We start from the raw sequence: 23498 nt of genomic DNA on the forward strand, positions 1-23498 counted from the left end.
GCCCTTCAATCAAGCACGAGTTTTTCAACAAAATAAGCCCAACTCGCGCTTTCGACGGACCGCAGCGAACGGCCGCTCGAACCAGTGAGCCGCAATCGTCCCACAACCCCGAAGGTTTTGCCCGAGGGTTGTGCCCGTGCTAAGGCGCTGATGTGAGGCGGAGCCGTAGAGAGGGATAAAAACGACCGTTTTTGGCGCACAGATTCTGGCAGGGGGTTTGTGTCCGGTGTGCGGACAAAACGGGCTTTCGCTGCAGGGGCGTGAATGTCCGTACCAATCAGATACACTTGGGTTACGTTGCGGTCCTTCGAAGGAGTTGGCCCGCGCGGCCCCGTCTGCTACCGTTTTAGACTTACATTCCGTCACTTGATCCAGATCAACTCCCGTGGTGTCCAACTGGTCTAGACCATTCCCGACATAGCAACGGACCAAAGCCGTGGTTCATCTTGTGAAGGGGGTCTCCAATGGATCTTGCACGTCGCCTATTCATGGCGCAGGCCGCGCGGATCACCGCGGGTGCAGCCTTCGTGCCGCTGGCCAGTGTTGCGCAGGCCGGTATCAACGACCAGCCGCCGCGCCGGGATGGGGATGCCGCCAAACGCTATGCCATGCTGATCGATCTGCGCCAGTGCATCGGCTGTCAGGCCTGCACTGTGTCGTGTCATATCGAAAACGAAGCGCCTCTAGGCAAGTTTCGCACCATCGTGTCGCAATACGAGGTCGAAAACGAGGAGACTGGCGATCTGGCACAATTCATGCTGCCGCGGCTGTGCAACCATTGCGACAACCCGCCTTGCGTGCCGGTCTGCCCGGTGCAGGCCACGTTCCAGCGCGAGGATGGCATCGTCGTCGTGGATGCCGACCGCTGTGTCGGCTGCGCCTATTGCGTACAGGCCTGTCCCTATGACGCGCGGTTCATCAACGACCGCACACAGGTCGCCGACAAATGCACTTTCTGCGCCCATCGGCTTGAGGCGGGGTTGTTGCCCGCCTGTGTCGAATCCTGCGTCGGCGGTGCGCGGATTATCGGCGACATCATGGATCCCGACAGCCAGATCAGCCGGATGATCGAAGAGCACCGCGACGAATTGAAGGTACTGCAACCGGACAAGAACACGGTGCCGCATGTGTTTTATCTCGGCATGGATGAACGGTTCATCGACCGGCCGCAAGCGGCGCCGGGCCTTTGGGATGTGCGCGACAGCGCAGGGGCAGAACTGGGGTATGAATATGGAGAGCATTGAGATCATCGCACCGCGTTACGGCATCGCCTGGTATCCGCGCGCGGTCGAGTATTTCTTCCTTGTGGCGCTGGCCTACACTTCGCTCTGGCTGGCACTGCCCGGCGCGGTCTTTGGGGTGAACCGCTGGAAACCCATAGCGCGGCTGGCGCTGGTGGGGGCGGTTACGACCGCCATCGCAGCCCCTGTGTCGCTACTCGCGGATTTGCATCAGCCGCTACGGTTCTGGCATTTCTACGCCCATTTCACGCCTTGGTCCTGGATGTCGATCGGATCGCTGATCCTGCCAGTTTTCGTGGTACTGACCATCGGGCTGGCCTGGCTGGTCTGGCGTGAACCCATGCAGGATTGGCGCGGCGAACGGGGTATCGTCGGTTGGGTGGCGCGTGTAGCGACGCTGGGCCATTGGGACAGCCCGCGCTGGCTGATCGTGCTGACGGGGCTGGGTGCCTTCGCCGCGTCGCTGGGAATGGCGCTCTATACCGGTTACGAGATCGCCGTTCTGAAGGGTCGTCCGCTCTGGCACACCGATTTCCTGCCGGTGATGTTTGTGGCGACGGGTCTGATCGGATCGGTTGGTATGCTGCTGGTTCTGGACCGGTTTTCCGGCATGCGTGCCGCAGAACTGGCAACGGCACCCCAGACGCCCGTCGTATCCCCCAGCCGCGCGGTGTCGCGTCAGTTGCTTGGTGTTTTGCTAGTGGCCTGCATCTTGGCGGGCATCACCGCGGCGCTGTGGTTCGCGGTAGGGCTGACCCAAGCCGACCCATCTGTTGCGGCCGCATTGGACTCGGTCAAGGGTAACCCCGATTGGCGCGCGATGACCTTCCGCGCGGTGGCCACGGGGGGCGTACTGTTCCTCGGTGTGTTGGCACTGCTGATGCGGCCGGGCATTCGGGGCCTGGGGTGGGTCTTCGGCCTGCTTGCCCTGCATACCGCGTGGATGTTCCGCTGGGCCGTTCTGATGAACGTGCAGACGGTGCAGCGCCAGACCGCGGGTTTCAGCGAATACCAGTTGGGCATGGGGTCGATGGGCCTTTTGGGGATCATCGGTGCCTTTGCCCTGTGGCTGACGGTGCTGATGCTGATCGAGATATTCGTGCCTTGGCGGGCGGCCCTTGACGGGCCCTCTACCGTCCCCGTTTCCAAACCTTCAGACGGAGTGCCTTCTCATGGATAAGACGCGTCGCAGACTGTTGCAGGGCGGCGTTGCCGTCGCCGGGGCCACCACCTTTGCCGCCGGTTATTCCGAGCCGCTGGCGCGTATGGCGCGGGGCATCACAGGCAGTGCGGGCGAAAAGCCCGCGCATCCCATCTATGGCAACGCACCCACGCCGGAATACCGCGTGGACCCGGCCAGCGGCGATCTGGAGATCAACGAGGATCAGCGCCTGGCCTTTACCGTCTGCTATGGCTGTACGACCAAATGCGGGATCCGCGTGCGGATCGACAATGCTACCGACACCGTGCTGAACGTGCGCGGCAACCCCTATCATCCGCTGTCCTCGGACGCGCATCTGGATCAGGAAGTGCCGGTAGCCGATGCCCTGCGGTTTGTTTCTCGGCTGAACGAGAACGGGCAAAAGCACCGCTCGACCGCCTGTGCGCGGGGCAACGCGATGATTGCACAGATCACCAGCCCCCACCGCGTTCTGAACGTGTTGAAACGGGTCGGGCCGCGCGGGTCGGGCGAATGGCGCAGCGTCCCCTTCGAACAGGCCATCGAGGAGATCTGCGAAGGCGGCGATCTGTTCGGCGAAGGGACCGTCGAAGGTCTGCGCGCGCTCAACGATTACGATACGCCGCTTGACCCAGAGGCACCCGAACTGGGGCCAAAGACCAACCAGCTGCTGGTGATGGAGGCCACGGATTACGGGCGTTCCGCCCTGCTCAAACGCTTTGCCTTCAACGCCTTCGGCACGCGCAACTATGGCCACCACGGCAGCTATTGCGGCCTGGCCTTTCGCATGGGCGCGGGCGCGGTGATGAACGATTTGGAAAAGAACGCCCATACCAAGCCTGATTTCGCCAACGCCGAATTCGCGTTGTTCATCGGCACCGCGCCTAGCCAGGCGGGCAACCCCTTCAAACGGCAGGGTCGCATGATCGCCGATGCCCGCGCCAAGGGTCTGGATTACGTGGTGGTGGACCCGGCGCTGAACGCCTCCGTCACCAATTCGGCCGGCGGGTCGAACTGGGTGCCGGTGCGCCCCGGCACGGATTCCGCGCTGGCCATGGCGCTGATCCGCTGGCTGCTGGAAAACGATGGCTTTGCCGCCGATTTTCTGGCCCTGCCGTCGCAGGCCGCGGCCGATGCGGCGGGCGAGGTGGGCCATACCAACGCAACGCACCTGGTCATCACCGAGGAGGGTCACGAAGGACAGGGCCGTTTCCTGCGCAAGTCCGACCTGGGCCTTGCCGAACCGGAAACGCCACAGGATGGTCCGATGGTCATGGCGCAGGGCATGCTGACCGCAGCTGACACCACGGGGCGGGGCGATCTGTTCGTCGATGACACGGTCACACTTCCCGATGGCACTGAAATTGCCGTCCGGTCCAGTCTTTTGATCCTGCGCGAAGCGGCGCAGGAGCATTCGCTGGCTGATCTGGCTGCGGAATGCGGCATACCGCAGGCGCGGATCGTCGATATCGCGCAGCGCTTCAAGGCCGCAGGCCGACGCGGCGTGGTCGATTGCCATGGCGGCATGATGTCGGCCACCGGGTTCCACGCGGCCTTCGGCATCCAGATCCTGAACCTTCTGGCTGGCTCCATGAACCACAAGGGCGGCGCGGCCCATGGCGGCGGCAGCTTCAACGGCTTCGGCGACGGGCCGCGTTATGACCTGGCCAAATTCGACGGCATGCGCAAACCCAAGGGCGTATTCCTGTCGCGCTCGCGCTTTCCTTACGAAAAATCGTCGGAATACAAGCGCCGTGTCGCGGCAGGCGAGAACCCCTACCCATCCAACGCTCCGTGGCGCAAGCTGGCCCCGCCGGTGCTGACCGAACATCTGGCCTCGGCGCTCGATGGCTATCCCTATCCGATCAAGGCGGTGATCGGCGTCATGGCAAACCCGCTATATGGACAGGCCGGGCTCAACGACCTGATCGCCGACAAGCTGGCCGATCCGAAACGCTTGGGGCTTTACGTGTCGATCGACGGGTTCATCAACGAAACCAATCGCTACGCCGACTATATCTTCCCGGACTCTGTGATGTACGAGGTCTGGGGTTTTACCGGGGCGTGGTCGGGCAACCTGACCAAGATGACGACCGCCTGTTGGCCCGTGGTCGAGCCGCGCCAGGCCAGAACCGCCGAGGGCGATCCGGTGAGCATGGAAAGCTTCTTTATTGCCGTGGCCAAACGGCTGAACCTTGCCGGTTTCGGTGCAGGCACAATCCAGGGGGCGGATGGTCTCGCCCATGACCTGAACCGGGCCGAGGATTTCTTCCTTCGCGCCGCGGCCAACGTGGCCTATCAGGGTGAAAGGCTGCCCGATGCCAGCACGGAGGACATAGCGCTTGGCGGCATTGCCCGTCTGATGCCCGAAATCGACGCCACGCTGCCGGTCGAGGAACGCGGCGCGGTCGCGCATCTTTATTCGCGCGGCGGGCGGTTCCAGACCTTCGATCAGGCTTATGACGGCCAAAAGCTCGGCAATCGCTGGGCGCGGACGCTGTGCCTTTACAATGAGGATGTCGGCACCGCCATCGACAGCGAAACCGGGCGGCGCCACCGCGGTGTGCCCGAATTCCGCCGCGCCGCACTGTCGGACGGCACACCGATGCGCGACGTGTTCACCGAGGATGACTGGCCGCTGCTGGCGTTCTCGTTCAAGTCGAACATGATGAACTCCTATTCGGCGGGGCTGGACCGGCTGCGGATGATCAAGCCAAACAACCCGGTGATGGTGAACACCCACGACGCACGCCGTGCGGGCGTGGCCCATGGCGATACCATCGAAATCGAAAGCCCCGGCGGCCGCGTCATCGGCGTGGCGCTGGTCAGCGAGGGGGTGATGCGCGGTGCGCTGGGGATCGAACACGGGTTCGGTCACAGCGAACTGGGCGCGGGCAAGCATGTGATCGACGGGCAATCCTATGGGGGCAACCCTTGGGTCGGCGCCGGCGTGAACCTGAACGCGCTCGGCTTTGCCGACCCCACGCGCCGCGTTGCCGGAACCTGGCTGGAGCCGATCAGCGGCGCCAGCATCCGTCAGGGCCTGCCGACGCGCATCAGAAAGGTGCAACAGGCCGTCGCCTGAGGCACAAGAGCCAGCCGTGACATCATCGCGGCTGGTCAAGGTTTCCGATCTCGATGCTGCACCGATTTTGTTGGGAACGATTCTGCTTCTGTGAAATTGCGTTCCAGAGCAGTTCCCACAATCAGATTGCCAAACAGAACCGCTGCCAATAGCGAGCATTCGTTGATCCGTGAAGGCTTTGCATAAGCTGAGCCAAAAAGTATCGTTCTAAAACCACCGATTTCGCCGCTTTGCTGCGCCCGACCCCTTTCGTATTCGCTTTGGTCAATTGTCCTGAGGAGGCGGACCTCCGCGGTCTCCGCCTGGCGGCGGTGCCATGTTTGCGCCACGCTCGGCAGTGAAGTCTATCGGGATGGTCAGCGTTCCGCGGTAGCCGCTAATTGGGTCACCGGTCAGGCTCAATGTCTGCTGCTCGATCTGCGCCTCGGTATTGTCCGCGAATACATTGTCGCTGGCCAGCGTGATCCGGCCGAGGTTCCGCGTGCCGTTGGAATAGCGCGCGTCGGCGGCGTAGACGTCTGCGGACTCGGCTTCGGGCAAGGCTATCTGGGCGGTCAGTACAGAGGCTTCCCCACTCACCGCGGCTTCCGCGCTCGTGAACACCTCGAAGTGAATGTGCGGCCAGCGGCCATCATAACAGCCGGGAAAGATCGTCGTGAACCGCACGAGACCGCTCTCATCGCTGATGCCGACGCCGCGCAGGTAGTTGGCGTCGACAATATCATAGAGCGAGTAGTTTCCTGTCGTGTCGCAGGCCCAGACATAGATCGCATGGCCCGCGAGCGGCGTGCAGGAAGCTGCATCCTGTAAAGTCAGCTCGATGTCCAGAGGAAGGCCATCGGCCGTTCCGGAGAAGGCTCCGAAGGAGGCCCGCAGGTCTTCCCGGATCACGCCTTCCTGCGTCAATACATTGACGATCTGACCGGCCTTGGAATTGGTCCCGTCCCCGGGATAGGGACCGGCGGTCTCCCATGGAAGGGCAACGCAGTCGAGTGCCGAGGCGGGTGCGGCCGCCACGCCCGCGGTAAGAGCGCCGAGCATGGTCAGGACCCGACGGCGACCCAGCATTCTCTGCAGGTCGTCCGCAAAACCGGCGTCGTGGGCGTGATGGCCATTGTCGTGATGAATAGTCATTACCCGATCCTTTCAGATTTGCTGAGCCATAGGCTCGTCTTCGCGCGCAACGCGCAACCACAGGTGCTTCAGGCCCGCGATGATATGAAGCGCCAGAACCCCCGTTATGAACAATCCTAGCGTCCCGTGCATCCAATCCGCCAGTGCATCCAGCCAGGCGATCTCACCCAGCGACGGCAAGAGTGTCACGCCAAACACCTGAAGCTCCCGACTACCGGCCACAGTCATGAGAATGCCGCTGAGGGGCATGAGCAGGATGGCGGCCAGGAGGGCGATATGGACACCGCGGGCGATGCGGCGCTGCCAGACAGGCGTGGACAGATGGTCCGCGGCGAAGCCCTGAAGTATTCGCCAGCCGACACGCCAGAGGCCAAAGGCGAAGACAAAGACGCCGAGGGCCTTGTGCCAGTCCATCAAACCGCCGACCGCTTCGCGGTCAAGGCCACCATAGGCCATGACAAGGCCAAGGCCGAGCGCCCCCATGAAGCCGACGGCGGCCACCCAGTGATTGACGCGGGCGAGAAGGTCATAGCCATTTCTTTGCGCACGTTCCATTGTCTCAACTCCCTTAGACCCAAACAAAGCTCAACAGCGTGGCGAAGGTCGGCGATCCGATCGCGAGGTCGCGGGCATTGACTTGGCCGTCGCCGTCCGCATCGGCGTTGGTGAACTCCCATAGAGCCTGTTCCCGGGCTTCCGCGGAACTGATCACACCATCTCCGTCGCCGTCCCAAACAGCGAAGACGTCCAGTTTTGCCTGCGCATAGGCGCTCGCTTTGCCGCGCTCATCGGCGAGATGGGCAAAGCCCATGTCCCAGGCAAAAAACTCGTCGCCATCGATTGTGTAGCTTTCGTCACTGTCCATGGACAGGAACGCCACTTCGGTGAAGTCACGGTGCTCCGCAGCAGCGACGACCCCGTCATTGGTCGCGTCGATGCTGGCCGCGATGTTTTCCAGCGTCTGGACGGGTTCTGGCACCTCCGTAGCGGAGCCTAACGTGGCGGCGAGGGCAACAGCGGACGCGGCTGCATAGCCGAGGGCCAGGCGTTTGGCGGATGTCGTGTTCATGGCTCGGTTCCTTCTTGCATGATTTAGCTTTCTGGAAAGATATATAGAGCGCACTATCTTTCTTGCAAGATATTTCTTCACCAGCTACAAATCCGGCATGACCGACAGCATCGAAGAGATCGTGGAAAGAATGCGCAGGAACTGGCCGGACGTATCTGCCGATCAGACGCGCGAAGTAATGTCGCTCACGCGTCGCACGAGGCTATTGCAGGAAGCTGCACAGACGGCTCTTAAGGCTTTCAGCCTGACCCGGTCGGAGTTTGAACTTCTGGCTGCGCTCAGGTCGCATGATCCTCCCCATATTCTGACACCGACCGATCTCTACGATGCGATTCTCATGTCTTCGGGAGGATTGACAAAGTTGCTAAAAGGCATGGAGGCTCGCGGGCTCGTCTCGCGCCCGGCAGGAGAAGGCGACGGTCGCTCCAAGCCTATTCAGCTGACGCACGCCGGTTGTGATCTGGTCGAGAAGGCAATGCCCGCCGTCCAGAAGGCAGAGGCACTGCTACTCGCAAAGCGGTAGCCTGGAACTGTCGATGAAGCGCCAAGCGTGCCAAAACCCATACGCTTCTGTCACCGGCGATAACGATCGTTTCTGTCGCGCACCGAAAGCTGCCGTTCGTCGGAAGTCCGCTTTGTCCGCATTGCTGCCGTTCGTTCAGAACGCAGCGAACGTCTACTCCCCGCCCATCACGTCGAATGCCTGGACAAGCAATCCCTATAGTCGGCAGCGTAGTCCCTGCACATCAACCGTGGCCAGAGCCTTGCGGCCTCCCCTGCTCGGCTTCGCGTGTCGCAGGGGAGAACGGCCCTTCGGTCCGTCGCGCATTCGGCCATGCGGCCTCACCGCGGCGTCGTACCCGGCATCCCGGTTTGCCCGCCTCGCGAGCACGTTCCTCCCCGGCCGCTCCGCCGGATTGCGCTTTGGTCTGTTTTGCTTGAGAGCAAAACGATCCCGCCACTCCATCCGTCTCCCGCGTCCGGTCGGGCCGTTTGCCTGCTCGGGTCGGTCAAACCTACCGTCAAAACACACACACATGAGTGCGGAAGCATATCCTCCGGATGGCCCCCAAATCAGCCCGCGTCAAGGATCGCAAAACTTTTCGGCGAGGGCGGGGCCAGTGGTGCGGGGCGGTCCTGTGCGTGAGGCCGCGCATGTGTCGGGTGTTGTGCACGGAAAACTTTTGCGCCCGGCAAGCCGGCGGCTGCGCCGTCCCTGACCCGGGCAGATTCGGAAACCAAGCATTCGGCCATGCCCCCGCACTCACGTGGTGGCCTAGAAACCGAACACTGGAGACCAGACATGGCTTACGACACTGCGAACACCTACGAGACCATCGAGCTTTTCGGGCTGACCGAGAAGGATGCACAACTCCCGATCCCCGAGGATCACATCCTGACCGACCACATCATCCGCGAGAGCTTCGAGGCTTTGCTCGGGCAGCTGCGCGGGACTGGGCTTGAAGCAGAGATCGAACCGCTGGCCCATGGGCTCGCCACGATCCTGCAGCGGCGCAAGGTGGCGCTTGGCAAGGAGGTCGACCGCACCGCCGACAAGATCGGCGCGCTGGCAAAATCCCACGACGGATCGGAGATCGCTGAGACCGCGCTCGAAGAGGCGCAGGCGCGCTTCCTGCAGTTGCGCGAGATTGTCGGCGCCATCGAGGTGATGAGCGAGGCGGCGGCGGAATGCTACGAGATCGAGACGGGCCACGCTTTCATCCCGGCAGCCGGGTCGCGCGCAAGCGTCCGGGCGCAGGAGACCGGGGCAGTCTTCGAGGCACGGCAGCTCCTTGAACAGCACGACCGTGAGACTGCCGAGAAGTCGAAAGTCGAGGGGGTGCCCCTGATCGTCTCAGGCGCCACCGACTGGACCGATGTCGATGTGATCTTCAACACGCTCGACAAGGTTCGCGAACGGATCAAGCAGAACCGCAACCAGGAGATCTTCCTCTGCCACAAGGGTGGCAAGCACGGGGCAGAGATGATTGCGGCTCGGTGGGCCCGGGCACGCGGGATAGCACAGGCGCGCTTCGATCCGCGCTGGTCCGCGCATGGGCGGGCGGCACCGTTCAAGTGCAACGATGAGATGCTGGACGACAAGTTCGCGGCGACGGGGGTTGTACTCTTCGGCGGCAATGGGGTCGCGCTGAACCTCGGGCAGAAGGCGGAAGCAAAAGGCCTGACGGTCATGCGGGTTGCGGACCCTGCGAAGAAGACTGCGCAGGATTGAAGAGAGGGGGTCGCGCTTGGCGCGGCCCTTTCGTCGTTTCTCATGGGCGTGGCAATTCTCCAAGAACCTTTTGCCTAGCAATTTCCTGTTTTGATAGGTATATGCGTGCCAAGCAAAACTTGGAAATGATTGGCATGACCCCACTCAGCAGCATCGCGATGAGCGCCTACACCGATCTGGTACGTCTTTTGAAGGACGACGCCTTGTCCGGTGTTGAAGGCAAGCCGACGCTCAAAGAGCGCGGCGACAAGGCCTATTGGTATGCCGCGCGGCGCGTCGGAACCGAGATGCGGTTCATCTATATCGGCGAGGACAGTGACGAGACGCGTGCACGTATCAACCGGATTGAGGAGCTGCGCTCGACCGCCAAGGATCGGCAGGCGGAACGGTCTCGGCTTGTCCGCCTCTTGCGCGCCGAAGGCATGACCCCCACCGACCGGGCAACCGGGTCCATCCTGTCGGCGATGGCGGCAGCCGGGACTTTCCGTTTGGGTGGCACCATCGTTGGAACCAATGCGTTTCGCCTCTATGAAGGCGAGCTTGGTATCCGTCTGCCCATTGGCGGTATGGCCAACACCGGCGACATCGACATCGCCCAGTTCGAAAAGCTGAGCGTGGCGCTGCAAGATCAGGTTGACCCGGGTCTGGCGGAGACCTTCTCGGCGCTCAAATTTGATCCCCTACCGGCCCTTGACCAAGGCCGGACCTGGCGATGGGCCCAGGGTGGCAGTGGCCAGTTGGTCGAGTTCCTCACACCGGCGTTCGGGGATGAGACCATTCGTGATCTGCCAGCATTGGGCGTGAATGCCCAAGGATTGAACTATCTCAACTTCCTGATTGCCGAACCGATCCACGCGGCGGCGATCTATCGTTCCGGCGTTCTGGTGCAAGTGCCGCGCCCGGAGAGATACGCGATCCATAAACTGATCATCGCGGATCGGCGGCGGGACGGGGCGGGGAGCCTCAAGTCTGCCAAGGACCGCGAGCAGGCGGCTTTCCTGATCGCGGCGATGGTCGAGGACCGGCCCGATGATCTGGCCCGCGCCTATGCCACTGCGCTGGAGGTTGGCCCACGCTGGCGCGAGCACATCGGCAACTCGCTGAAGCGGATGCCTGAGACGAAACTAATCCTCGACGGGTTGGGAGTGTGATTACCGCAACGGGGTCGCGCTGAACCTCGGGCAGAAGGCGGAAGCGAAAGGCCTGACGGTCATGCGGGTTGCGGACCCGGCGAAGAAGACTGCGCAGGATTGAAGAGAGGGGGTCGCGCTTGGCGCGGCCCTTTCGTCATGTCTCATGGCGCGTGCGATCGGTCACGCGTGATCGGCAGTCTGCGGCAGCCAGCACCGTTATCCCTCTACCAAGTCCGTCAGAGTGCGGCCCATCCGCATCGGTATGGGCTCGGGATGGTGCGCACCTCACGCACATCGTCAGCATCGCAAGACACGAAGGCTCGAAACGTCGCACTTGAGGCTAAAGACTTGCGCGTCCCTCGGGTGGTGTTTCGGAACATCGCATCCACGCGGGCGGGCTCCGTCAGCACCCCGGCCAGGATCGGCGGGACGCGGACGCGGATGGTGGCGGCTGCGTGATGGCAAGGGTCAACCGGGTCTCTCCTTTTTGCTTATAGATGTGGATCGCACGGGGTCGGCCCAATCGTGCCCTCAGCATACGCTTCGGCAAGCACAAATACGGCTTCCACGGCTGGCCGCGGACCCTCCGCATTTGCGCTTGCGACCGGGCCTCTTGCCCCCGTGCCGGGTGATCCCCATCGCAACAAGGAGTAACCCAAATGACCAACCACTACGTCGCCACCGTCCCAGTCAAGTTCACCGACACCGATGGCCAGGAGCGCACCCGTTTTCAGCGCGTGGGTGCGATGTTCCGCAACACCCGCAACGGGGATGGATCGGAGTTCTTCAGCCTCAAGCTCGACTTCCCGGTCGCGGTCTCGGAGCTGGTGATGTTCCCGCCGAGCGCGAAGGATCCCCAGGACTGAATCCTCTGACGAGGATGGGCCGCCCCAGGACGATCTTGGGGCGGCCCGATCCCTGTTCCAGGGATGCCGGTCCCTACGCGTTCAACGGACGCACTCCGCCCGGAATGATCAGGCCGCGACAGACCGGCCAGTCAGCCTCAAGGGGGCCATCCACAAAAACCTATCGGCCAGGGCCTCCCGGTTTTTGCGGCAGAGATTTGGCAAGCCAAATCTGGCCCTCCTTGACCCTGCCTGTCCGCCCTGTCGGTGAGGTTTGCGCCCGCCCGCGCTTCCGTCCGAACACATGCGTGTTCGGCCAGAGCCTCGGGCGGGGCTGGCGGACGGGACCCCTAGGACAGGTGGGTCGCCCGGTGGTGAGGGCGGCAGAGCCGCGTCCCTGCGGGCCGCGGCGTGAAGCGGACACCAAGGCTGCCTGAGCCTGGATGCGACGTAAGTATATAATTGACAGCTTGGTATAATATCGTAAGGTAGGGGCAGCCTTGGTGGAAGGTGGCAGGAAATAGGGGGTCTTTCTTCGCATGTCGCGCTCAAAACGTCTCACAGATGCGGACCGCATGGAGATCGTTCGCGAAGCTGCGGAAGGCGTTTCCACTTCAGTGCTGGCGGAACGGTTTGGCGTTTCGGTGCGGGCGATCCAGTACACGCTCAAAGCCGATGCCGAGCGCCAGACGGATGCCGCAATTCCGGTCTCAGCGGTCAGTGTGAAAGTGACGGCCGCGGAGCTGGCGGCGCTCGACGAGGTGTTGGCGAAGGCGGGGATCGAGAGCCGTGCCGAGGGGCTCAGGCGGCTCATTCAGGCGGCGGGCGGGGTGTTCGTTCCAGACGCGCAGATGGCAGCAGAGATGGCGCGCTACCGCGCCTCTCTACACGAGGTCGGCAATGGGGTCGGGCAGATCGCCAAGCAGATGACGCGGGCCAACCGGATGGGGCAGGGGGCCGTGGGGGGCACGAGTGCCGAGTTCACCGAATTGCGCCTTGCGCAGATGCGCGGGCTGGCGCGGTTCATTCTCGATTCCGCGGACGAGATCGATCTGCTTCTGCGCCGCCGTCGAGACGCGATGCAGCTCGAGGCCACGGCCGTGCTGAGGGAGTTTGCCCATGCGGCTGAATGATGCCGTCCATGCCGTCACGGGCGAGGTCTTCCGGGATGGCTGGAGCCGGATCCGGGGCTCGATGCAGGGGCTGCATGTCGCCAAGCAGAGCCAGCTTGTGCGCGCGGCGGCAGGGCATCGGCCAGCCGTCTTCAAGGCGATCCGGGGCGGCGGCACGCATACCAAATCGCAGCTGATGAACCAGCTCGATTACCTCACCACCAAGTCCACGCATATCGTGGACAGTAGCGGGTTCCTGGATGGCAAGGCGAAGCTCGAGGCGGGTGACATCAAGGATCTGACTGAGCGCTTCGCCAAGCGGTGGGATGCGGGCTTCAAACCCAAGCTGGGCCAGACCACCCATATGCTCATGTCCTTCCCTATCGGCACGCGCGGCGAGGATGTGCGTGACATCGCGACGGATGTGGCCGAGCGGGTCTTCCAAACCGACGAAGGTCATTTCGATTACATCATCGCGGTGCATGAGGATCGCGATCACCCGCATGCGCATCTGGTGCTGAACCGCCGCTCGCAGGAAGGCGAGTTCTTCTTTCTGGGGCGCAACCATCGCTTCAACTATGACGACTTCCGCCTCGCCATGGTCGAAGAGGCGGAGAAGTATGGTGTGCGCCTAGAGGCCACACGGCGGGTGGAGCGCGGGGTTGTGCATTACCCGGCCCCTACCCGCGAGGTTTATGCGGCGAAAGAAGAGGGTCGCGCGCCCCGCGAGCGGGAACGTGTAGGGGCCGACTTGACGCGAACGCTGGCCCAGATCGCCAACACCAGAACTGTCTACCATTCGCTTGCCGCGGAAGCCTCCCGCGAGGCCCGCGAGGATATTGCCGCGGCCCTCTTCCGCGCAGGCGAGGTGCTGGCGCATGGCGGGCAGGTGGACCGAACAGGAGATGTGTATATGGCCGAGGATCAAAGTTTCGAGGATCTGAGAAGCCTCTATGCGGAGAAGCTGGCGCGGGTGCAGGGCATGATCGCCGAGAAGTCTGACGCGGAACGTCCCGTGCTGGAAAAACGTCTCATCGAGATCCAGACGCAGGTCCAGCACATGCAGCCTCTCGGTTTGCGATCATCCACGCTGTCAGAGACCCCCTCGGAGGGCGGGATCTATTCCGAGGCCAATATTGACGCCAGCCAGCTCGCGCGTCTGGCTACGCCCGACTTGAGATCGCGGATTGACGCGGCACTACACGGCACCGGGATCAGCACATCGGAAGTGGTGGCCCGGATCGAGACGGGCGCCTCAAATGCAGCGCTCGAGCATCAATGGATCGCAGATGATCTTTCCAAGGTGGCCGAGGCGCGCGATCTCAACCTTGAGCGCCGCGCCGATCTGGAACAGGCGCGCGACAGTCTCAACGATGTGCATGTCGCGCTCGGCACGCTTCTGGAGCGCGAGAACGTGCTGCGCCGGGATGGCGTCATGGAAGCGGAATCGGTCAGCGAGCGGTTCCATTATCATGAGGGCGCGGTCCGGGCGATGGAAGGGACAATCCGTCAGGAGATGCGCGCAGAGGGCCTGACAGCGCAGCAGATCGAGGACCGGGACTGGGAGGTTGTCTCAAGGGCGGAGCGCCGGATCGAGACCGAGCAGCGCGCATATCTCGAGGCACACCCGGACTTGCTCGCACGTCCCGGCGATGTGATCGACCGGTCTGAGCCCTACAGGGAGACCATCACCGATGCGGCCCGCGCCGGCGAAATCGCCCGCGATGTCGACCGGATCATGGAGGGGCGCGACCTCCGCGTGCCCGTTGCAGATGCTGTCACGGATGACTTGCGCGCGCGCTATCCGGACATGCCGTCCCACCTCGCCCGCGGGCTTGGCGCGACCTATGCCGCCGTCGTCGAGATACGCGACACAGAGGCCATCAATCAGGTCCGCCGCGAAACCGATATGCGCGACGAACTCGGGTTTGGAACGCGCGACGACGTCCTCGCAACCCCCGAAGAAACTGCGCCGCAGTCTGACCGTGCCGACCGCCTCTCAAGCGAGATTGCGCGTGTTTTGGACCATGAGCGGGCCGGGGAGCTGTCCGCACCCTTCGAGACCGAGGCGGAGCGGGACGCCTTCCGCGAGGAGATCGCGCGGGTGCTGGATGACCGCCAACTTGAGCGGCTCACATCCGGCGATGCCGATGCGCTGGACAAGGTTCTCGAGGACCGCCTCGACCGGCTTTATGTCGCCAAGGTCTACCTGCAATCGGATGCAGCAACGGCCAACACGGAGGCCTTGCGCCAGGTGGTCGATGATCTTGCCGACACCGAATACGAAAAACACCGCGCGACAGACGTGGATGGCGAGACCGAGCGGGGTCAGGTCCATTGAGCGCCGCCATGGGAAAAGCGCGGATCGCCACGGGCGTCCTGCTTGTGACGCTGGTGACCGGGGCCATGGGCTATACCATCGCCTCGGCGGTGCTGACTTACCAGGATCTCGGCTTCGGCGCCGAGATCGACTTTGCCTATATCGCGCAGAACTATCTTGCGATCCTCGATCGCCGCCCGGAGGACGCGCAACTTATTCACCTGATCATCGGCAGCTTCGCTGCCGCCGGCCTCATGCTGAGCCTCGCCCTCTCGGGGTCCGCCCTGACACGCTTTGGCCAGACCCATTGGCAGAGTGCGCGCGAGATGAAGGCCAACGGGTTTTTCGGCGCGCCCGGCACCGGCTTCATCCTCGGCAAGCTCGGTTCCCCGAAGTCCCGCGCCAAGTACATCTGCTCCAAGGTCTTCCCGCATGCGCTGATCGTGGCGCCGACGGGCCGGGGCAAGACCTCCGGGTTCGTCATTCCGAACCTGCTGACCTGGCAAGGCTCCGCCGTGACGCTCGATGTGAAGGGGGAGTGTTTCGAGGCCACGGCCCGCCACCGTGCGGCCCAAGGCGACAAGGTCTATCGCTTTGCCCCCACCGATTGGGAGGGCAAGCGCACGCATCGCTACAATCCGCTCCTGCGCATCTATCAATTGAAGGATCCCGCGCGCCAGCAGATGGAATTGCAGCTCCTGGCGACGCTCTTCCTGCAAAGCGACAATGACCGGGTTCAGGGTCTCCTGAAGGGCGGGATCGATCTCTTCGTCGCCGCAGGGCTTTTGGCCTTCCAGCGTAAGCGCCCGACCCTAGGCGAAATCTACCGCATCGCCGCCTCGGGCGGGAACAAGCAGAAGGAATACTTCGCGCGGGGTCACGAGGTCGACAACAGGGCCGCCAAATTGATCTTCACGCGGCTCGCTTCGACCAACAACGATACGCTGACCTCCTACGTCTCGCTTCTGATGACCTCGGGGCTCGATCAATGGCAGAATCCGGCCATCGATGAGGCGACGGCGGTGTCGGACTTTGATTTCCGCACGATCCGCAAGAAGCCCTTCTCCGTCTACCTCGTCGTCCAGCCGCTGATGGTGAAGCCGCTCGCGCCGCTGATCAGGCTCTTCTTCTCTGACCTTCTCTCGGCCATGCAGGAAAAGGACCCCGGGCCGGATGAGCCCTGGCCGGTGATGATCATGCTCGACGAGTTCAATCGTCTCGGCAAAATGCCCATCGTGGTCGAAAGCATCGAGACGCTGCGCACCTATCGTGGTCACCTCGCCGTTGTCACCCAAACCATCCCCGCCCTCGATGAAATCTACGGCGAAAACACCCGCCGCGCCTTGCAGGGGAATGCGGGCGTGAAGCTCTACCTGACGCCCTCCGATGAAAAAACCGTCGAGGAGCTGAGCAAGGCGGTCGGCAAGACCACGAAGACCGTCATCACGCGCTCCCAGTCTATCGGCAAGAACCCCTTTGAAGGGCGCAGCCAGTCGACCCGGACCGAAGAAAGCTCCTTGCTCCCTGAAGACGAGGCGCGCCGCCTGCCGCTCGATGAGATCGTCATGGTGATCGATGCGCAGATGCCGGTCCGTGCAAAGCGGATTCAGTATTTTGACGACCGGCTGTTCAAGGCGATCCACGCGGCGCAGACGGGTGAATTGCCGTTTCCAGAGCCGGGGGGAGGGGGATCGCAAGGCACGCTGCCGCTGAGTGTGCGCGCCATGCCGATGACGCCGCCGTCGGATGGGCCAGGGGGAACAGAAGCCGATGTGGAGAGGGCGAGCCAGGCTGGCGATGGTCAACCGTCAGGTCAAGCCGACGCCGCTCCAAAGAAGACCGCGCCTGTCGTTCAAGCCGTCATCGCCGAGGAACAGCGCCAGATGGAGATGGATTTTGGCAGCGGCGTCGTGGATTCTGAAGCTGCGAGCGTAGCTGATGAGGCGCAGATGCGCTCTGCAGTCGATGGCTTGGACGAAATGGAAGCGATGCTGCGAGAGGAGGATGGTGAAAGGCTGGTTGCGCGATAGGGTGGCGGACATCGCCTGTTTGTCGGGGAGGGCGGGGAGCCGACCTTCGCCGCGGGTGCGAGCACCGCGCGTTTTCACGATCTGAGCGGACATTCAGCCTGACTTGCTCCGCCGGGTCTGGGTTGATTGATACTAAGGCCGGGAGCCAACTGTTCGCTGCGGGTGAGAATGCCCCTGACCGAGGAGCCGCTTGAGGTGCAGACCGAGGCGTGGCTAATGAAGCGTATCGCAGTCTGCCCCCGCGGCCATGCGGCGGAGGCGGCGGTCTTCGATCCCATCATCGCGGCAAGCGGCGAGCCGGCCTGCAGGGACCTCGCCCAAGCCACCCGCATCGCGCTTTCCATGGAAACCAATCTCGGCCTCGGTGCCGACCATCCGCTGGTCCACCGCAACATCGATCTCGCGGGGCATCCGCCGCTGCGGGACGGCGATCTCCTCGACCTTGTCGATGCGCGGCTCCAGGCGGCCACGCAGATGGCGCAATGCTTCGTTGAGGCTCCTCGTAACCGACTTCTGAAGCTTGCAGACGCTCTCGAGACGGCAGGCACGCTCGACGCGGGCGACATCGCCGAGATCTTCAATGGAGGGAAGGGCGGGATACCGTGCAACCCGCAGCCATCGCGATAATGGCCGCAAGCATCGTCCGGCATTCGCGACGTCCGGAACGGTCAGGCTCCCGCTGCGCGTCTTGGCGGCTGCCGCCAGCGTCGCATCAGTCTCCAACCCCGAGATCACAGCCAGCCATCACCGCTTAAGAGAGGTTTGTCCCATGAGCATCAGCATCGCCGCCGACGGCAGCCCGGGCCGCTTGGACGAGGAGCTCAAGCGCCCGCACCATCTCGTCGCCAACCTCAAGCGCATCTGATTGGCCCGTCACCCAAATCCGACCATTTCACGTATCACTTGATATTTGAATATCGAACACTATCTATTGTCTTCAAGGTCGTCACGTTTGACACGGCCAGATACAGATAGCGGAGCCTCACATGACCCATGGCGCACACTCCGGCCTTTACGGCCCTTCCACCGCTCCGGATGGTTTCGAGCACGAACCTGACGCTACAGCCGGCTACTGGAGCCATCGGGCCAAAAACACCTTGCCGCCCCCCGACTTCATTGGCCCCTATGCCCGGCACCGCCCGCTCCCCACGCCGGGCGTGGAAGACCGGAGAGCCTGGATAATCGGTGGCGGAATTGGCGGGCTCGCCGCAGCATTTTACCTAATCCGGGACGGCCATATGCCGCCCGCCCAGATCACCGTTCTTGAAGAGATGGATATCGAAGGCGGCTCAATGGACGGCGCCGGCAACCCCGAAGACGGCTACCTTATCCGGGGCGGCAGGGAGATGAACTGGAACTATGACACGCTGTGGGACATGTTCCAGGATGTCCCAGCCGTAGAGCTCCCTGAAGGCTATTCGGTATTGGATGAATACCGCCTGCTGAATGACAACGACCCCAATTATTCCAAGGCGCGTCTGATGCGCAATCAGGGTGAAATCGTTGATTTCACTGATATGGGGCTGACCCACTCCCAGCAATGGGAAATGATCCGTCTGATGCTTAAGAGAAAAGAAGACCTCGATGATATAACCATTGAGGAATACTTCTCCGAAGGTTTTCTGAGCAGCAATTTCTGGGCGCTGTTCCGCTCCATGTTCGCGTTCAAGAACTGTCACAGCCTTCTGGAAACCAAGCTGTACATGCACCGCTTCCTAGATTCCGTTGACGGTTTCGGGGATTTGTCAGCCCTCGTTTTTCCCAAGTACAATCAATATGATACCTTCATCAAACCGCTGGCGGGCATGCTGCGCGAAAAAGGCGTGCGCTTTCAGTTCGGCACGCGCGTGCAGGATCTGGAGCTGAGCGAGACCGGCGCCCAAAAGACCGTGACAGGCATTGTCTGCACTGTCGCAGGTCAGCCGCAACGACTGGAGGTTGGGGAACCCGATCTTGTCTTTGCGCTGACAGGCTCGATGACGGAGAACACGGCCTATGGCGATCTGGATACTGTGCCCCAACTGACGGTCGGACGCCACGAGCCCGGCCAGGACAGCGGCTGGACGCTCTGGCGGAACCTGGCGGAAAAATCTGATGTGTTCGGCCATCCCGAAAAATTCTATGGCGACACCGACCAGTCGATCTGGGAGTCCGCCACCCTGACCTGCAAACCCTCGCCGCTTGTCGACAAGCTCAAGACGCTTTCGGTCAATGACCCGTATTCGGGACGCACAGTGACAGGCGGTATCATTACCTTCACGGACTCAAACTGGCTGCTGAACGTGACGTGCAACCGTCAGCCCCATTTTCCCGATCAACCTGAAGACACGCTTGTCTTGTGGGTCTATGGCCTCTTGATGGACCAGCCGGGCAATCATGTCGGCAAGGCCTTGCCGGAGTGCACAGGACGCGAGATTCTCAGCGAACTCTGCTATCATCTGGGGATTGAAGACCAGATCGATGATGTGGTCGCCAACACCAAGGTGCGTACCGCGCTGATGCCCTATATCACGGCGCAATTCATGAAACGCGCCGCCGGCGACCGGCCCCGGGTCGTGCCGGAAGGATGCACGAATCTGGGCCTGATCGGGCAATTCGTCGAAACCCGCAACGACATAATATTCACAATGGAGGCCTCTATCCGCACCGCCCGGATCGGCGTCTACAAATTGCTGAACATTCCCAAGCAGGCGCCCGACATCAGCCCAACCCAGTATGACATCCGCAATCTACTCAGGGGCGCGCGCGCCCTGAATAGCGGCAAGCCGTTCCTGGGCGAGAGGTTGCTGCACCGGTTGCTGGATCGGACGTATTATGCGCATATCCTGCCTCCCTTGCCTGAACCCGAGACCCAGCGTGATGAAGCCTTCGAGGCCGAAGTCGATACTCTGGCCGCCAAAGGCGGTGCCGCGCTGAAGGCCCTGGGGAGCTGGATCAGCAACGTCCGCAAAGGCTTCTCGAGCGAATGACCGCTGATCCCAGAGCCACAGCCAGAAGACTCTCGCCATGACAGATGCCCCCCGTCGACTGTCGCGACAGGAACAGCAACAGCGCACACGCGAGTGCCTTCTGGATGCGGCTGAAATGCTGTTCGCCGAAGGCGGGGTCAATGCGTCCTCGCTTCGAAACGTATGCGAGCGGGCCGGGTTCTCCCAGGGGGCTTTCTATTCCAACTTCGCGAGCAAACAGGACCTTTTGCTTTCGGTTCTCGAACGTCATATCGAACGCGAAGCGGCCCTGCTGCAGTCTCTGGTGAAATCGGTGTCAAGCGATACGCTTGATCACGCTCTGGAAGGGTTTTCAGAGCACCTCACGGCCATCGCGGAGCAAACACAATGGTCCCTGTTGGCGATCGAACTGCAATTGCAGGCGCAGCGTGACGCCGATTTCGCCGCTCAGTGCGCTCACGCGCGCAACGCTAGCTATGACGCCCTAGCCTCGGTTCTGGAAACGCTGAAAACGCGCTTCGAGCTGAGCTATCAGCTTCCAACACGCCAGCTTGCGATCAGCCTTTACGCCCTGTGGTCCGGACTCGTGCTGTCTCGGGCCGGGGGTGAGACCATATCTCGCGCCGACTTACTTCTGACCCATTTCAGAGGATTGGTGGCCTCACCCAAATCTTTGAAGGGTTGAGACAGTATTGGTGCCGAGAGCTAGCCTTCCGCCTCCGCCGGGGTTCGCAAGCGCAGCGAATGGCGGCTTCGACGGGCAGCGCTGCAGCATCCTGAGCCGAGACTGAAGGTCGGCTCCGGGCCGTCTCTGCCGGGCGGACCCACTCGCCTGGGCGTCCAGCACGCCGCGCCGCCGCATGACCGCCTCGAGCCCTTTTTGACGAATGCTGCCGAGCGACTGGACGGCCGCTTCGGCGGACCCGCAGCTTAGCGAGGTGTTCTCCGTTCGGGTCTAGACATACTCCGTAATGCGTTTCAACAAGGCGACACCGGCACCTGATAGAACGCCGCAAGAAGACGTAAGCTCTTGACGACGCCCGGTGTCGAGCGGGTGGGGTCCTGTTATGTGACCGTAAACTGCCCCATCATGCCCGCATCCTCGTGTTCGAGGATGTGGCAGTGATACATGAATGGTGTCTCTTCCGAAGCCAGCTTGTCGAACCTCAGCAGGATTCCGGTCGGACCCTGCACACGGACAACATCTTTCCAACCGATCTGCGCCGAGTCGACCGGCCGTCCGTTCTGACTCACGCCTCACGATAATTGTCACACGCCTCAACACCCTTTGCGACCACGTCGAGAAGTGCGTCCACATCGTTCAGAAGGACCGTGATGCGCGGGTTGCTGATACGGTAACGGATGAAGCGCCCTTCGCGGTCGCTGGCGACAAGCCCGCAGTCCAGCAGGCACCTCAGATGGTTGGAGACGTTGGGTTGCGATAGTTCGGTCCGCTCGACGAGCTCGTGAACGGCCAATGGCTCGTTGCAAAGTGCACCGAGGATGGCCAGGCGGCTCGGGTCCGCGAAGCCGCGGAACAGCTTCGCCCGTCGCTCGATGGTTGCGCTCTTGCGGTCATCGACCAATTGCGCCATATCACTCCTCGCTGATATGTTGTTCTTCGATTCATCCTAGCAGGAATAGCGCGACCATGGCCAACACCGAAAATGCCGGATCGACGGCAGATGTCCCGCCCGTCCGTTACCGGGTTTCCGGTATGGATTGCGCCAAGGATGCCGCGCAGATCGAGCGGGCGGCACAGGCAGCCGGGGTCGCGCCCGGCGATGTGAAAGTGTCGGCCGCGACGCACATCATGACACTGACTGCACCCGAAGTGCGCCTGCCGGACATCGAAAAGGCAGTCGCGGTGACAGGCTATGGCTTCGACCGGATCGAGGGCGATGAAGACATTCCGCCGAATCCCGCCCATCAGGACCCGGCCTACCGCCGTGCCCTCTGGATCGTCGTGATCCTGAACGTGGGATACGGGGTCCTCGAAATGATCGGCGGTTTCATTTCCGGATCGCAGGCCGTGAAGGCCGATGCGCTCGATTTCATCGGCGACGGCGCGATCACCTTCCTTGGCCTGCTGGCCATCGGCTGGAGCCTCGCCTGGCGGGCACGGTCGGCCTTGATCCAAGGCATCTTCCTCGGCCTGCTCGGCCTTGGCGTCCTCGGCACGACCATCGTGCGAGTCTTCGAACGGACGACGCCGGATGCAGGTCTAATGGGCCTGCTTGGCATGATCGCCCTTGTCGTCAACGTCATCTCCGTTCTGCCGCTGCTGCGGTTCCGCAAGGGCGACGCGAACATGCGGGCCGTCTGGCTATTCTCGCGCAACGACGCCATCGGCAATGCGGCGGTTGTCGTTGCCGCCGGTCTCGTGGCGTGGCTGGGCAGCGCCTGGCCGGACCTCATCGTCGCCTTCGGCATCGCCGGACTGTTCCTGCACTCGTCTTGGGCAATCATCCGCGATGCGCGGGCCGATCTGAAGGCAGCGGCATGAACAGCCGCGTTCTGGGCGGGCTCTGCGCGATCGCGGCGTTCGGCCTCGATCAGGGTACCAAGGCGCTTGCGCTGAACACACCGGCGCTTGAGCGCGGCGTCGAGGTTCTACCCTTTCTCAATCTCGTGCGGGTTCTGAACGATGGAGTCAGCTTCGGTATGCTGGGCGGGATCGTGCCTTGGTGGGGTCTCATCGCGCTTGCTGGCGTGATCGTGGCATGGCTGCTGATCTGGTTGTGGCGCGCGCCGGACAGGCTGACGGCTGCCGCTCTCGGTCTGATCATCGGCGGCGCGCTCGGCAATGTCCTCGACCGGCTGCGTTATCAGGCCGTCCCGGATTTTCTGGATTTCCATTACCGAACATACCACTGGCCGTCCTTCAATCTTGCGGATGTGGCGATTTTCTGCGGTGCGGCCCTGCTGTTCTGGGACAGCTTCCGCTCGGCGCAGAACAAGCCCGAACGTAACCACCGAGAAGAAAACGTTACGGGGAAATAATCGATGTCCAGCATTCCATCCGCAAAGGGCATCGACAGCACGCTTGCCCTGCTGCGCAACCCATATGAGTTCATTCCGGACACATGCCGCGATCTTGAGGGCGACCTGTTCGAGACCCGCATCCTCTTTCAAAAGACGATCTGCATGACTGGTGCCGCAGCTGCG

20 protein-coding genes and 1 pseudogene are annotated in these 23498 nt (G+C 62.4%); 16 read left to right on the forward strand and 5 right to left on the reverse strand.

Features of this window, described 5'->3' with window-relative positions; genetic code table 11:
- Positions 1 to 464 precede the first annotated feature (464 nt).
- Genes dsrO through PAE61_RS00200 form a run of 3 tightly spaced genes read left to right on the forward strand, consistent with a single transcriptional unit; the run spans position 465 to position 5506 of the window.
- Positions 465 to 1244 carry a sulfate reduction electron transfer complex DsrMKJOP subunit DsrO gene (gene dsrO / locus PAE61_RS00190; RefSeq protein ID WP_089964269.1) on the forward strand — a complete coding sequence of 260 codons (780 nt, stop codon included), beginning with the start codon at positions 465 to 467 and terminating at the stop codon, positions 1242 to 1244.
- Positions 1225 to 2421 (forward strand): NrfD/PsrC family molybdoenzyme membrane anchor subunit, encoded by a 1197-nt coding sequence (gene nrfD / locus PAE61_RS00195; protein WP_089964268.1) that lies wholly within the window; start codon positions 1225 to 1227, stop codon positions 2419 to 2421. The genes dsrO and nrfD overlap by 20 nt, the downstream gene beginning before the upstream one ends.
- A complete protein-coding gene (locus tag PAE61_RS00200) occupies positions 2414 to 5506 on the forward strand; it encodes a molybdopterin dinucleotide binding domain-containing protein (RefSeq protein WP_271112108.1) in 3093 nt (1030 codons plus the stop codon). The genes nrfD and PAE61_RS00200 overlap by 8 nt, the downstream gene beginning before the upstream one ends.
- 264 nt (positions 5507 to 5770) lie before the next feature.
- Here the strand turns inward: PAE61_RS00200 and PAE61_RS00205 are convergent, their stop codons facing one another.
- Genes PAE61_RS00205 through PAE61_RS00215 form a run of 3 tightly spaced genes read right to left on the reverse strand, consistent with a single transcriptional unit; the run spans position 5771 to position 7709 of the window.
- Positions 5771 to 6640: a peptidase associated/transthyretin-like domain-containing protein gene (locus PAE61_RS00205; RefSeq protein ID WP_271112109.1), complete on the reverse strand. Its 870-nt coding sequence runs from the start codon at positions 6638 to 6640 to the stop codon at positions 5771 to 5773.
- Positions 6641 to 6652: 12 nt separating this feature from the next.
- Complete coding sequence (locus PAE61_RS00210) at positions 6653 to 7195, reverse strand: cytochrome b (protein ID WP_271112110.1); 543 nt, start codon at positions 7193 to 7195, stop codon at positions 6653 to 6655.
- A 13-nt stretch (positions 7196 to 7208) separates the two neighbouring features.
- On the reverse strand, positions 7209 to 7709 hold the full coding sequence (locus tag PAE61_RS00215; protein ID WP_271112111.1) for an EF-hand domain-containing protein: 501 nt from the start codon (positions 7707 to 7709) through the stop codon (positions 7209 to 7211).
- Between the two features lie 97 nt (positions 7710 to 7806).
- On the opposite strand from PAE61_RS00215, the gene PAE61_RS00220 reads away from it, so the two are divergent.
- The 11 genes and pseudogenes from PAE61_RS00220 to PAE61_RS00265 all read left to right on the forward strand — a co-directional run bounded on the left by PAE61_RS00220 (position 7807) and on the right by PAE61_RS00265 (position 21015).
- Positions 7807 to 8232: a MarR family winged helix-turn-helix transcriptional regulator gene (locus PAE61_RS00220; RefSeq protein ID WP_271112112.1), complete on the forward strand. Its 426-nt coding sequence runs from the start codon at positions 7807 to 7809 to the stop codon at positions 8230 to 8232.
- 780 nt (positions 8233 to 9012) lie between these two features.
- Positions 9013 to 9942, forward strand: a complete 930-nt coding sequence (locus PAE61_RS00225; protein WP_271109841.1) for a DUF2493 domain-containing protein — start codon at positions 9013 to 9015, stop codon at positions 9940 to 9942.
- A 134-nt stretch (positions 9943 to 10076) separates the two neighbouring features.
- A complete protein-coding gene (locus tag PAE61_RS00230; protein ID WP_271109842.1) occupies positions 10077 to 11093 on the forward strand; it encodes a nucleotidyltransferase family protein in 1017 nt (338 codons plus the stop codon).
- A 7-nt stretch (positions 11094 to 11100) separates the two neighbouring features.
- Positions 11101 to 11196: pseudogene (locus tag PAE61_RS17615) on the forward strand (DUF2493 domain-containing protein); the annotation flags it as partial.
- 538 nt (positions 11197 to 11734) lie between these two features.
- The gene (locus PAE61_RS00235; protein ID WP_007120662.1) at positions 11735 to 11941 is read left to right on the forward strand and encodes a hypothetical protein; all 207 of its coding nucleotides are present in this window, start codon (positions 11735 to 11737) and stop codon (positions 11939 to 11941) included.
- 518 nt (positions 11942 to 12459) lie between these two features.
- Positions 12460 to 13053 (forward strand): helix-turn-helix domain-containing protein, encoded by a 594-nt coding sequence (locus tag PAE61_RS00240; RefSeq protein ID WP_271109843.1) that lies wholly within the window; start codon positions 12460 to 12462, stop codon positions 13051 to 13053.
- Positions 13040 to 15373 (forward strand): relaxase/mobilization nuclease domain-containing protein, encoded by a 2334-nt coding sequence (locus PAE61_RS00245; protein ID WP_271109844.1) that lies wholly within the window; start codon positions 13040 to 13042, stop codon positions 15371 to 15373. Before PAE61_RS00240 ends, PAE61_RS00245 begins: the two co-directional genes overlap by 14 nt.
- Before the next feature lie 8 nt (positions 15374 to 15381).
- Positions 15382 to 17382 carry a type IV secretory system conjugative DNA transfer family protein gene (locus PAE61_RS00250; protein ID WP_271109853.1) on the forward strand — a complete coding sequence of 667 codons (2001 nt, stop codon included), beginning with the start codon at positions 15382 to 15384 and terminating at the stop codon, positions 17380 to 17382.
- A 168-nt stretch (positions 17383 to 17550) separates the two neighbouring features.
- Positions 17551 to 18009 carry an ATP-dependent metallopeptidase FtsH/Yme1/Tma family protein gene (locus PAE61_RS00255; protein ID WP_215507918.1) on the forward strand — a complete coding sequence of 153 codons (459 nt, stop codon included), beginning with the start codon at positions 17551 to 17553 and terminating at the stop codon, positions 18007 to 18009.
- 359 nt (positions 18010 to 18368) lie between these two features.
- Positions 18369 to 20351, forward strand: a complete 1983-nt coding sequence (locus PAE61_RS00260; protein ID WP_271112114.1) for an oleate hydratase — start codon at positions 18369 to 18371, stop codon at positions 20349 to 20351.
- Positions 20352 to 20388: 37 nt separating this feature from the next.
- A complete protein-coding gene (locus PAE61_RS00265; protein ID WP_271109846.1) occupies positions 20389 to 21015 on the forward strand; it encodes a TetR/AcrR family transcriptional regulator in 627 nt (208 codons plus the stop codon).
- A gap of 380 nt (positions 21016 to 21395) precedes the next feature.
- On the opposite strand, the gene PAE61_RS00270 is transcribed toward PAE61_RS00265, so the two are convergent.
- Positions 21396 to 21584 carry a multicopper oxidase domain-containing protein gene (locus PAE61_RS00270; RefSeq protein ID WP_035746442.1) on the reverse strand — a complete coding sequence of 63 codons (189 nt, stop codon included), beginning with the start codon at positions 21582 to 21584 and terminating at the stop codon, positions 21396 to 21398.
- Positions 21581 to 21925 (reverse strand): ArsR/SmtB family transcription factor, encoded by a 345-nt coding sequence (locus PAE61_RS00275; RefSeq protein WP_054522777.1) that lies wholly within the window; start codon positions 21923 to 21925, stop codon positions 21581 to 21583. The genes PAE61_RS00270 and PAE61_RS00275 overlap by 4 nt, the downstream gene beginning before the upstream one ends.
- A 56-nt stretch (positions 21926 to 21981) precedes the next feature.
- Between PAE61_RS00275 and PAE61_RS00280 the strand changes: the two genes are divergently transcribed.
- Positions 21982 to 22836 carry a cation efflux transmembrane domain-containing protein gene (locus PAE61_RS00280; RefSeq protein ID WP_036708216.1) on the forward strand — a complete coding sequence of 285 codons (855 nt, stop codon included), beginning with the start codon at positions 21982 to 21984 and terminating at the stop codon, positions 22834 to 22836.
- A complete protein-coding gene (gene lspA / locus PAE61_RS00285) occupies positions 22833 to 23333 on the forward strand; it encodes a signal peptidase II (RefSeq protein ID WP_100161074.1) in 501 nt (166 codons plus the stop codon). The genes PAE61_RS00280 and lspA overlap by 4 nt, the downstream gene beginning before the upstream one ends.
- The last annotated feature ends 165 nt before the right edge of the window (positions 23334 to 23498 follow it).

Source organism: Paracoccus aerodenitrificans, assembly GCF_027913215.1.
Classification (GTDB): Bacteria; Pseudomonadota; Alphaproteobacteria; order Rhodobacterales; family Rhodobacteraceae; genus Paracoccus; species Paracoccus aerodenitrificans.

Bases quoted from the DNA above. Each gene is read 5' to 3' on its own strand.
- lspA (WP_100161074.1), top strand. From the start codon at position 22,833: ATGAACAGCCGCGTTCTGGGCGGGCTCTGCGCGATCGCGGCGTTCGGC.
- PAE61_RS00230 (WP_271109842.1), top strand. From the start codon at position 10,077: ATGACCCCACTCAGCAGCATCGCGATGAGCGCCTACACCGATCTGGTA.
- PAE61_RS00220 (WP_271112112.1), top strand. From the start codon at position 7,807: ATGACCGACAGCATCGAAGAGATCGTGGAAAGAATGCGCAGGAACTGG.
- PAE61_RS00245 (WP_271109844.1), top strand. From the start codon at position 13,040: ATGCGGCTGAATGATGCCGTCCATGCCGTCACGGGCGAGGTCTTCCGG.
- PAE61_RS00215 (WP_271112111.1), bottom strand. From the start codon at position 7,709: ATGAACACGACATCCGCCAAACGCCTGGCCCTCGGCTATGCAGCCGCG.
- PAE61_RS00255 (WP_215507918.1), top strand. From the start codon at position 17,551: ATGCCCCTGACCGAGGAGCCGCTTGAGGTGCAGACCGAGGCGTGGCTA.
- PAE61_RS00240 (WP_271109843.1), top strand. From the start codon at position 12,460: ATGTCGCGCTCAAAACGTCTCACAGATGCGGACCGCATGGAGATCGTT.
- PAE61_RS00210 (WP_271112110.1), bottom strand. From the start codon at position 7,195: ATGGAACGTGCGCAAAGAAATGGCTATGACCTTCTCGCCCGCGTCAAT.
- PAE61_RS00250 (WP_271109853.1), top strand. From the start codon at position 15,382: ATGGGAAAAGCGCGGATCGCCACGGGCGTCCTGCTTGTGACGCTGGTG.
- PAE61_RS00205 (WP_271112109.1), bottom strand. From the start codon at position 6,640: ATGACTATTCATCACGACAATGGCCATCACGCCCACGACGCCGGTTTT.
- PAE61_RS00200 (WP_271112108.1), top strand. From the start codon at position 2,414: ATGGATAAGACGCGTCGCAGACTGTTGCAGGGCGGCGTTGCCGTCGCC.
- PAE61_RS00235 (WP_007120662.1), top strand. From the start codon at position 11,735: ATGACCAACCACTACGTCGCCACCGTCCCAGTCAAGTTCACCGACACC.
- PAE61_RS00280 (WP_036708216.1), top strand. From the start codon at position 21,982: ATGGCCAACACCGAAAATGCCGGATCGACGGCAGATGTCCCGCCCGTC.
- dsrO (WP_089964269.1), top strand. From the start codon at position 465: ATGGATCTTGCACGTCGCCTATTCATGGCGCAGGCCGCGCGGATCACC.
- nrfD (WP_089964268.1), top strand. From the start codon at position 1,225: ATGAATATGGAGAGCATTGAGATCATCGCACCGCGTTACGGCATCGCC.
- PAE61_RS00275 (WP_054522777.1), bottom strand. From the start codon at position 21,925: ATGGCGCAATTGGTCGATGACCGCAAGAGCGCAACCATCGAGCGACGG.
- PAE61_RS00225 (WP_271109841.1), top strand. From the start codon at position 9,013: ATGGCTTACGACACTGCGAACACCTACGAGACCATCGAGCTTTTCGGG.
- PAE61_RS00265 (WP_271109846.1), top strand. From the start codon at position 20,389: ATGACAGATGCCCCCCGTCGACTGTCGCGACAGGAACAGCAACAGCGC.
- PAE61_RS00260 (WP_271112114.1), top strand. From the start codon at position 18,369: ATGACCCATGGCGCACACTCCGGCCTTTACGGCCCTTCCACCGCTCCG.